Raw genomic sequence first — 7,201 nt, 5'->3', positions numbered from 1 at the left:
TCCTGCTGAGTGACCACCCCGACGACGAAACCGCGGCACGGGCGCGCGACGCCGTCCCCCTGTGCCCGTCCCGAGCCCTATCCATCCTGGAGGAGTAAGCACAACCCGGAGTGATCAGGGGTCAGGATGGAGGTATACGCTCTGGTACCGGCCTCCTCGGTGATTCACGCCAGCGACCCGGCCTTCGATAGGCGGCGCTTTCTGACCGCCTGCAGCCGGGGGCACCTGTCAGTGCTGCAGGAGCACGATTGACACCGATTCGGCCCTTCCGCGTCGAGGTGGTCCTCATGCTCGGTGATGGTGACGGGTGTGACCGCGGCGGTGGCCGTGCCGGCCTTGAGCGTGTAACCCTCTGCAGGCGTGGGCGCGGCGAGCGCATGGGCGCTCCGCTTCAGCGACCCGTCCGGCCAGAACGCGATGGACCAGCTTTGCACCAGCACTGCCGTGCCGCCACGGTCCACGAGCGCGAACTCCTGGTCCGCGGCGACCACGCCCTCGGGCCTACGGAGTGCCCCAGGTGGATTCGGCAGGACCGCCGGGCGTGCCCTCCAAACACGTCAAATCCACTTCAGGAATGGGCATGGCGTTCTCGGTCAGCGTGTCATCCGTCAAGAGCTCTCCTCTGGTGATCGCAGCCGTGCTGTGATCGACAGTAGCTAAGCCTTCTTCCGGACTCGCCGGGCAGCACCCAGCGCCCGTGCGCGGAAACGGGCACGCGCTCGGCAACGTGTCTGGTCAGGTTGGTTGGCTGTAGCGGGCCCATCGACCGCCGGAGATCGTCGCCCACCGATCGACGGTTCCCGGCACAAGTCCGAGGAGTCGGCCGATGACGGGTAGCGGGAGCTGACGGGCGTAGTCGGGCAGGGCGCTGTTGCGGTCGGGACGGTGATGGCGCTCTGTGAGAGCCAAGAGCGGTGACGGCGGCTACACGTGTGTGGAGTCCCGCTGGACGGCTGGCGCGGGAGTTGGCGGGTCACCTGGGGCGTCGCGGCATCAGCTCGCAGATCTCCGAATGTGAGGGGATCGCGCTGGTGGGGGTGTGGTCGGTGGGATTGACGGTGTGGTGCGGGTGGGGGCCGGACGGATGGCGTTTCCACTGGTCGCTGAGCGATACCAGCGGACCGGGCCCATGGCGCTACACCTCCTGCCCGTGCTTGGCGATGGAGACGGCCGTGGGGCGGATCATGCGCTTGTACACAGAGCGGTACTGGCGGATGTACGGGGCGGCTCCAGAGGAGACACATCACCAACTCACCAGTCCGGCGAATCTCGCGGAGTAGGCCATGAGCGAGGAAGACCCCGGCTATCTGGAAGCACGCCGGGATAGGTTCGGTCCTTTCATCAAGGTCCGTTGGTGGCACATGGAAATGGTGGTGCGTGAGAACGCTTGGCTCACCTTCGTGGATGAGGTGAAGCGCGGCCATTACCTGCCGACGCCGTTGGAAAAGGTGAATGGCAAACGGGGATGGGTGCGTTTCGCGATTGACGAGGGGTTTGCCGAGCGTGAAAGGCCGGTTGCGTGGCGGCCGAAGGTGCTGGACGTGCCTCGGATGGTGTGGGATCGGTTCGTCGATGCGGTCGGCCGATTGGACCTGGCGAATGTGGGCCCCTGCTGGACGGGCGGCCCGCTGCGTGAGCCTCCGGAAGCACGGATACCCGCTGTTCAGGGTGAGGTCCTGGACATTTGTGTCCGGGGATGACCCTGGCTGATGCCGAGTAGTTGCGGCCTGTGCAGTCAGACGGGGGTGGGGTCCTGGTTCGTTGCGTCCGTTGCGCGGTGACGCAGGCGACCGGGGACCCCATGTGATTTGATTGAGCATTGCTGGGTCTCAAGCGGGAGGGAAGAAGGTGTTCAAGCCCTTGCGTTGCAGGAGGCGACGGCATCGACCGTGGACGCTGGCTAGCATGAATTCACCGCCCGAGGCCCGTACGCGCTGCAGGGCGATGATCATGGCGCGTAGGCCGTGATCATCGCAAAAGGCGAGCTTCGACAGTTCCACTACGACTCGGGGGTGTGGGTGCTGGTGAAGTGCGTTGTCTATCTCCTGAGTGAAGATCGCTACCCCTGCGGCGTTGAACTCGCCCTGCAAAAGGAGGAGCACACCGTTAGGTAGCGCCGCAGCAGTAATGCGCAGCATCGTTTGGGGGTGTTGCGGCGTATTCGCTGCAGTCATAGATAGCCACTTCCCTTCAGTTTGTGATCCCCACTGTGGCATGTCCGGCTTGGCCATGGACGATGGCATGAGACGGAGACGGATTAGCAGCCGCTCGAATTTTCGGGCGGTAGATCTCGTCGCTCAGTTGTTTGGGGGTTAGCCGGGAGGGGGAGCGGATGAGCCCCTAGCACGTCATGCAGCCATACGATCCATGCACAGGCAAGATCCGTCATGTCGGCCTCGCTGAGGCCCATTAGATCGTGGAGCTGATGTGAGGCCAGATAGCGAATCCATGGAGCCCATGCCGGACGATTCTGATCACAGGTCAGACACAGCTCGACTATTCCGCAGTTATATCGGGTGAAGTCCACCGCTATAACCATGCGACAACCGCAGCGCGAGCAAAGCGACATTTGCTCACGTCCGCCCCTGCTAAAGTTAAGCAGAGAGCCATCGCTCATGCGCCTATGGTAGGCACTCAGCCCACTCTTGGCCAGAATCCTCTTCCCTGAACCGTGAACGCGCGTAGGCGTTGTCTGGTGATTCCTCACGGGTTGCGGGAGTTCGTGACCCTGCTGGACTCCTTGTCGAGCGCTGGGCAGGGTGCGGAGGAGATTGCCCGCAGTACACTCCTGGAGCGTGAATCGAACCGTTGGAGTATGACGCCTCCTGATCGGGCTCCGACACCGGGGGAAGGGAGCAGACCCGACACGCGCACAGCTCCGTCGTGATCGCTTGGCGGGCGCGGGCTGGCACGGTTCGCCAGGGGGACAGCCCCTGGGCGGTCGGGGCGTCGGCGGGTGCGGGTCGGTTCGGCGGTCCCGGCGAGGGCGTGCCGTCCAGGCGGCGAGGGCGAGCACGGCGCTCCAGCGCCGCGCGCAGTCCCGATGCCGGGGCCGCCTGGGACCGGTGCCGGGGTGTCGGCGCGTACCTGGCTACGGCGCGGGTGGGCCGTGGGGGTTTGGCCGCGAGCGAAGCAATGCGGCCCCGCGCGAGCGAAGCGAGGCGCGTGCGGGGTGGGGGCAAAGGGAAGGGTGCAACCCCTTCCCTTGGCGGGAGGGGACCGGGGAGGGGCACGGCCCCTCCCCGGGAGGCGAGGCCACGCGACGGGTGGGGGGTGCGGGTCGCCTGCCCGCTGAGCTTATGGGGCGGATGGGGCTGTTGTGAACCCTCATGAGAGGGATGCGGACGGCTACGGCGGGCGGGTGAGGGGAGCGGGGGGTGGGCTCCCGCACCCACCCCCCCGGCGAGGATCCCTCTACCCAAGACCAAGATCATTACTGCGGGGGTGTTCACCCGGCTCGGCCGGGCGGGCTTGATCTAGTAGGGAAACTCATCACACGCCGGGCTGGCGGCGGTGTGTCCTGTCCCGGGACATGCTTGACACATCAGTCCCAGGACATGTTTGACAGGTGCTGGCATCGGCCGATCTTTCGTGCGTCGTTTGCGGGTGGCGTGCGTCAGGAGGCCGGGATTGGCCCTGGTGGATATGTCCGTTGTCGAGCAGCGGTATCGGGCTGTGCTGGCGGTGCTGGCCGGTGGTTCGGTGACCGAGGTCGCGCGGGAGGTGGGAGTGGCGCGGCAGACGTTGTCGGGCTGGGTGTCGCGTTATCGGCAGTCCGGATTGGGCGGGTTGGTGGATCGCTCGCGGCGGCCGTATTCGTCTCCGTCGCAGATGAGTGCTCAGGTGGAGGTGCTGGTGTGTGAGCTGCGGCGCCAGCATCCGCGGTGGGGTCCGGTTCGGTTGGCGCACGAGGCGGGGCGGCGCGGGATCGAGCCGGCGCCGTCGCGGATGGGGGTGTATCGGGCGCTGGTGCGTCACGGGCTCATCGAGCCGGGAGCGGGGCGGCGCAAGCGGGTCTTCCGTCGCTGGCAGCGTGAGGCGCCGATGGAGTTATGGCAGCTGGACATCGTCGGCGGGGTGTTGTTGGCCGATGGCCGCGAGGTCAAGGTGGTCACCGGCGTCGATGACCACTCGCGCTTCTGTGTGATCGCCAAGGCGGTGGTGCGGGCCACCGGCCGGGCGGTCTGTCTGGCCTTTGTCGAGGCGTTGCGGGCGTTCGGGGCTCCGGGCGAGGTGCTCACTGACAACGGCAAGCAGTTCACCGCGCGGTTCGGCCATGGCGGTGAGGTGCTGTTCGACCGGATCTGCCGGGACAACGCGATCGTGCATCGGCTCACTCAGCCGCGCTCGCCGACGACCACCGGGAAGGTGGAGCGTTTCCATCAGAGCATGCGCCGTGAGCTGCTGGATGACGCCGGTCCGTTCGAGGACCTGGCCGCGTTCCAGGCCGCGCTGGACGCGTGGGTGGCCCATTACAACACCGCCAGGCCGCATCAGAGCCTGGACATGGCCGTCCCTGCCGACAGGTTCACCCCGGTCGCGCAGGCGGAGCGGGAGCTGCTGCCGCTGCGCCTGCCGACCATCCTGACCGCCCAACCGGATCCGATGCCTGCCGCGGATAGCGTGACGGACGATGCAGCCGCTGACGCCAGTGCTGCGGCGCCGAAGCGCCGGAAAGGCAGCAACGAGGGCACTCAGGTGGCCGGGCGGTCGCCGGTCCCGGCGGCGTCGTGGTCGGGTGGGCCGATCGAGTTCGATCGGGTGGTGCCGGCCAGCGGCAACCTGGGGGTGGCGGGTAAGCAGTTCTGGCTGGGCCCGGCCCGCGCCGGTCAGGTGATCACCTTCTGGGCGGACGTGAACGTGATCCATCTGCTGGTCGGCGGGGTGCGGCTGAAAAGCCTGCGCTCGCACCTGTCCACCAACGACCTGGCCCGCCTGTTCGCCGACGGTGGCCGTCCGGCCGGGCCGTCACCGCTGCCGCAGGCCGAGAACGACGCCGTGGTGGAGATCGAGCGGACAGTGAACAAGTACGGCTCGGTCAGCCTGGCCGGTCGCTACCTGCTGGCCGCTGAGATCCTGGGCGGACGCCGGGTCACCATCCGGATCGAGGAGAACACGCTGATGTTCCTCGATCCCGACACCCGCCAGTTGCTGCGCACTCGGCCGAACCCGCTGATCTGGCAGAAGTGCCTGCAGCTGCGCGGTGCCCGCCCGGCCGGGCCGCCGCCGGTCCCGGAGCGGTCGCCGATCACCGTGCAGCGCCGCGCGAACTCCTTCGGCGTCATCATGGTCACCCGGCAGACCGTCTCCCTCGGCCGCCTGCACGCCGGCCGGGTCGTCACCGTCCACGTCAGCGACACCACGCTGACCATCGACCTGGAGGAGGGGCCGCGCACCGTGCACCGCACCACTGACCTTCCGGTCCGCAACGTCAAAGTGCATCGGCCCTACAAGGTCGACCATGTTTCCTAGATCACCTGTCGCCTATGTCGTGGGACAGAAACGTCAGGCATCTCATGGGACTAGACAGGGCTGGCGGCGGTGTTGTCCTGTCCCGGGACATGCTTGACACATCAGTCCCAGGACATGTTTGACAGGTGCTGGCATCGGCCGATCTTTCGTGCGTCGTTTGCGGGTGGCGTGCGTCAGGAGGCCGGGATTGGCCCTGGTGGATATGTCCGTTGTCGAGCAGCGGTATCGGGCTGTGCTGGCGGTGCTGGCCGGTGGTTCGGTGACCGAGGTCGCGCGGGAGGTGGGAGTGGCGCGGCAGACGTTGTCGGGCTGGGTGTCGCGTTATCGGCAGTCCGGATTGGGCGGGTTGGTGGATCGCTCGCGGCGGCCGTATTCGTCTCCGTCGCAGATGAGTGCTCAGGTGGAGGTGCTGGTGTGTGAGCTGCGGCGCCAGCATCCGCGGTGGGGTCCGGTTCGGTTGGCGCACGAGGCGGGGCGGCGCGGGATCGAGCCGGCGCCGTCGCGGATGGGGGTGTATCGGGCGCTGGTGCGTCACGGGCTCATCGAGCCGGGAGCGGGGCGGCGCAAGCGGGTCTTCCGTCGCTGGCAGCGTGAGGCGCCGATGGAGTTATGGCAGCTGGACATCGTCGGCGGGGTGTTGTTGGCCGATGGCCGCGAGGTCAAGGTGGTCACCGGCGTCGATGACCACTCGCGCTTCTGTGTGATCGCCAAGGCGGTGGTGCGGGCCACCGGCCGGGCGGTCTGTCTGGCCTTTGTCGAGGCGTTGCGGGCGTTCGGGGCTCCGGGCGAGGTGCTCACTGACAACGGCAAGCAGTTCACCGCGCGGTTCGGCCATGGCGGTGAGGTGCTGTTCGACCGGATCTGCCGGGACAACGCGATCGTGCATCGGCTCACTCAGCCGCGCTCGCCGACGACCACCGGGAAGGTGGAGCGTTTCCATCAGAGCATGCGCCGTGAGCTGCTGGATGACGCCGGTCCGTTCGAGGACCTGGCCGCGTTCCAGGCCGCGCTGGACGCGTGGGTGGCCCATTACAACACCGCCAGGCCGCATCAGAGCCTGGACATGGCCGTCCCTGCCGACAGGTTCACCCCGGTCGCGCAGGCGGAGCGGGAGCTGCTGCCGCTGCGCCTGCCGACCATCCTGACCGCCCAACCGGATCCGATGCCTGCCGCGGATAGCGTGACGGACGATGCAGCCGCTGACGCCAGTGCTGCGGCGCCGAAGCGCCGGAAAGGCAGCAACGAGGGCACTCAGGTGGCCGGGCGGTCGCCGGTCCCGGCGGCGTCGTGGTCGGGTGGGCCGATCGAGTTCGATCGGGTGGTGCCGGCCAGCGGCAACCTGGGGGTGGCGGGTAAGCAGTTCTGGCTGGGCCCGGCCCGCGCCGGTCAGGTGATCACCTTCTGGGCGGACGTGAACGTGATCCATCTGCTGGTCGGCGGGGTGCGGCTGAAAAGCCTGCGCTCGCACCTGTCCACCAACGACCTGGCCCGCCTGTTCGCCGACGGTGGCCGTCCGGCCGGGCCGTCACCGCTGCCGCAGGCCGAGAACGACGCCGTGGTGGAGATCGAGCGGACAGTGAACAAGTACGGCTCGGTCAGCCTGGCCGGTCGCTACCTGCTGGCCGCTGAGATCCTGGGCGGACGCCGGGTCACCATCCGGATCGAGGAGAACACGCTGATGTTCCTCGATCCCGACACCCGCCAGTTGCTGCGCACTCGGCCGAACCCG

General features: G+C 67.5%; 3 protein-coding genes and 2 pseudogenes. 3 read left to right on the top strand and 2 right to left on the bottom strand.

Going from position 1 to position 7,201, the window contains the following annotated elements; all coding sequences use genetic code 11:
- Positions 1–164: 164 nt before the first annotated feature.
- Positions 165–491 (bottom strand): RIFT barrel domain-containing protein, encoded by a 327-nt coding sequence (locus Q9G87_RS57315; RefSeq protein ID WP_305925117.1) that lies wholly within the window; start codon positions 489–491, stop codon positions 165–167.
- A 792-nt stretch (positions 492–1,283) separates the two neighbouring features.
- Here Q9G87_RS57315 and Q9G87_RS57310 point away from each other — a divergent pair.
- Positions 1,284–1,700 carry a hypothetical protein gene (locus Q9G87_RS57310; RefSeq protein ID WP_305925116.1) on the top strand — a complete coding sequence of 139 codons (417 nt, stop codon included), beginning with the start codon at positions 1,284–1,286 and terminating at the stop codon, positions 1,698–1,700.
- Positions 1,701–1,829: 129 nt separating this feature from the next.
- Here the strand turns inward: Q9G87_RS57310 and Q9G87_RS57305 are convergent, their stop codons facing one another.
- Complete coding sequence (locus tag Q9G87_RS57305; protein ID WP_305925115.1) at positions 1,830–2,231, bottom strand: STAS domain-containing protein; 402 nt, start codon at positions 2,229–2,231, stop codon at positions 1,830–1,832.
- A gap of 1,414 nt (positions 2,232–3,645) precedes the next feature.
- On the opposite strand from Q9G87_RS57305, the pseudogene Q9G87_RS57300 reads away from it, so the two are divergent.
- Both Q9G87_RS57300 and Q9G87_RS57295 read left to right on the top strand, forming a co-directional pair.
- Positions 3,646–5,019 (top strand): annotated as a pseudogene (locus Q9G87_RS57300) (IS481 family transposase); the annotation flags it as partial.
- A gap of 655 nt (positions 5,020–5,674) precedes the next feature.
- Positions 5,675–7,048: pseudogene (locus Q9G87_RS57295) on the top strand (IS481 family transposase); the annotation flags it as partial.
- Positions 7,049–7,201: the final 153 nt, after the last annotated feature.

This window comes from Nonomuraea turcica (genome assembly GCF_030718205.1).
Taxonomy (GTDB): Bacteria; Actinomycetota; Actinomycetes; order Streptosporangiales; family Streptosporangiaceae; genus Nonomuraea.
This window is presented reverse-complemented; position numbering and strand designations above follow the sequence as displayed.

Excerpts from the sequence above, each read along its gene's own strand:
- Q9G87_RS57310 (WP_305925116.1), top strand. The coding sequence starts at position 1,284 with ATGAGCGAGGAAGACCCCGGCTATCTGGAAGCACGCCGGGATAGGTTC.
- Q9G87_RS57305 (WP_305925115.1), bottom strand. The coding sequence starts at position 2,231 with ATGGCCAAGCCGGACATGCCACAGTGGGGATCACAAACTGAAGGGAAG.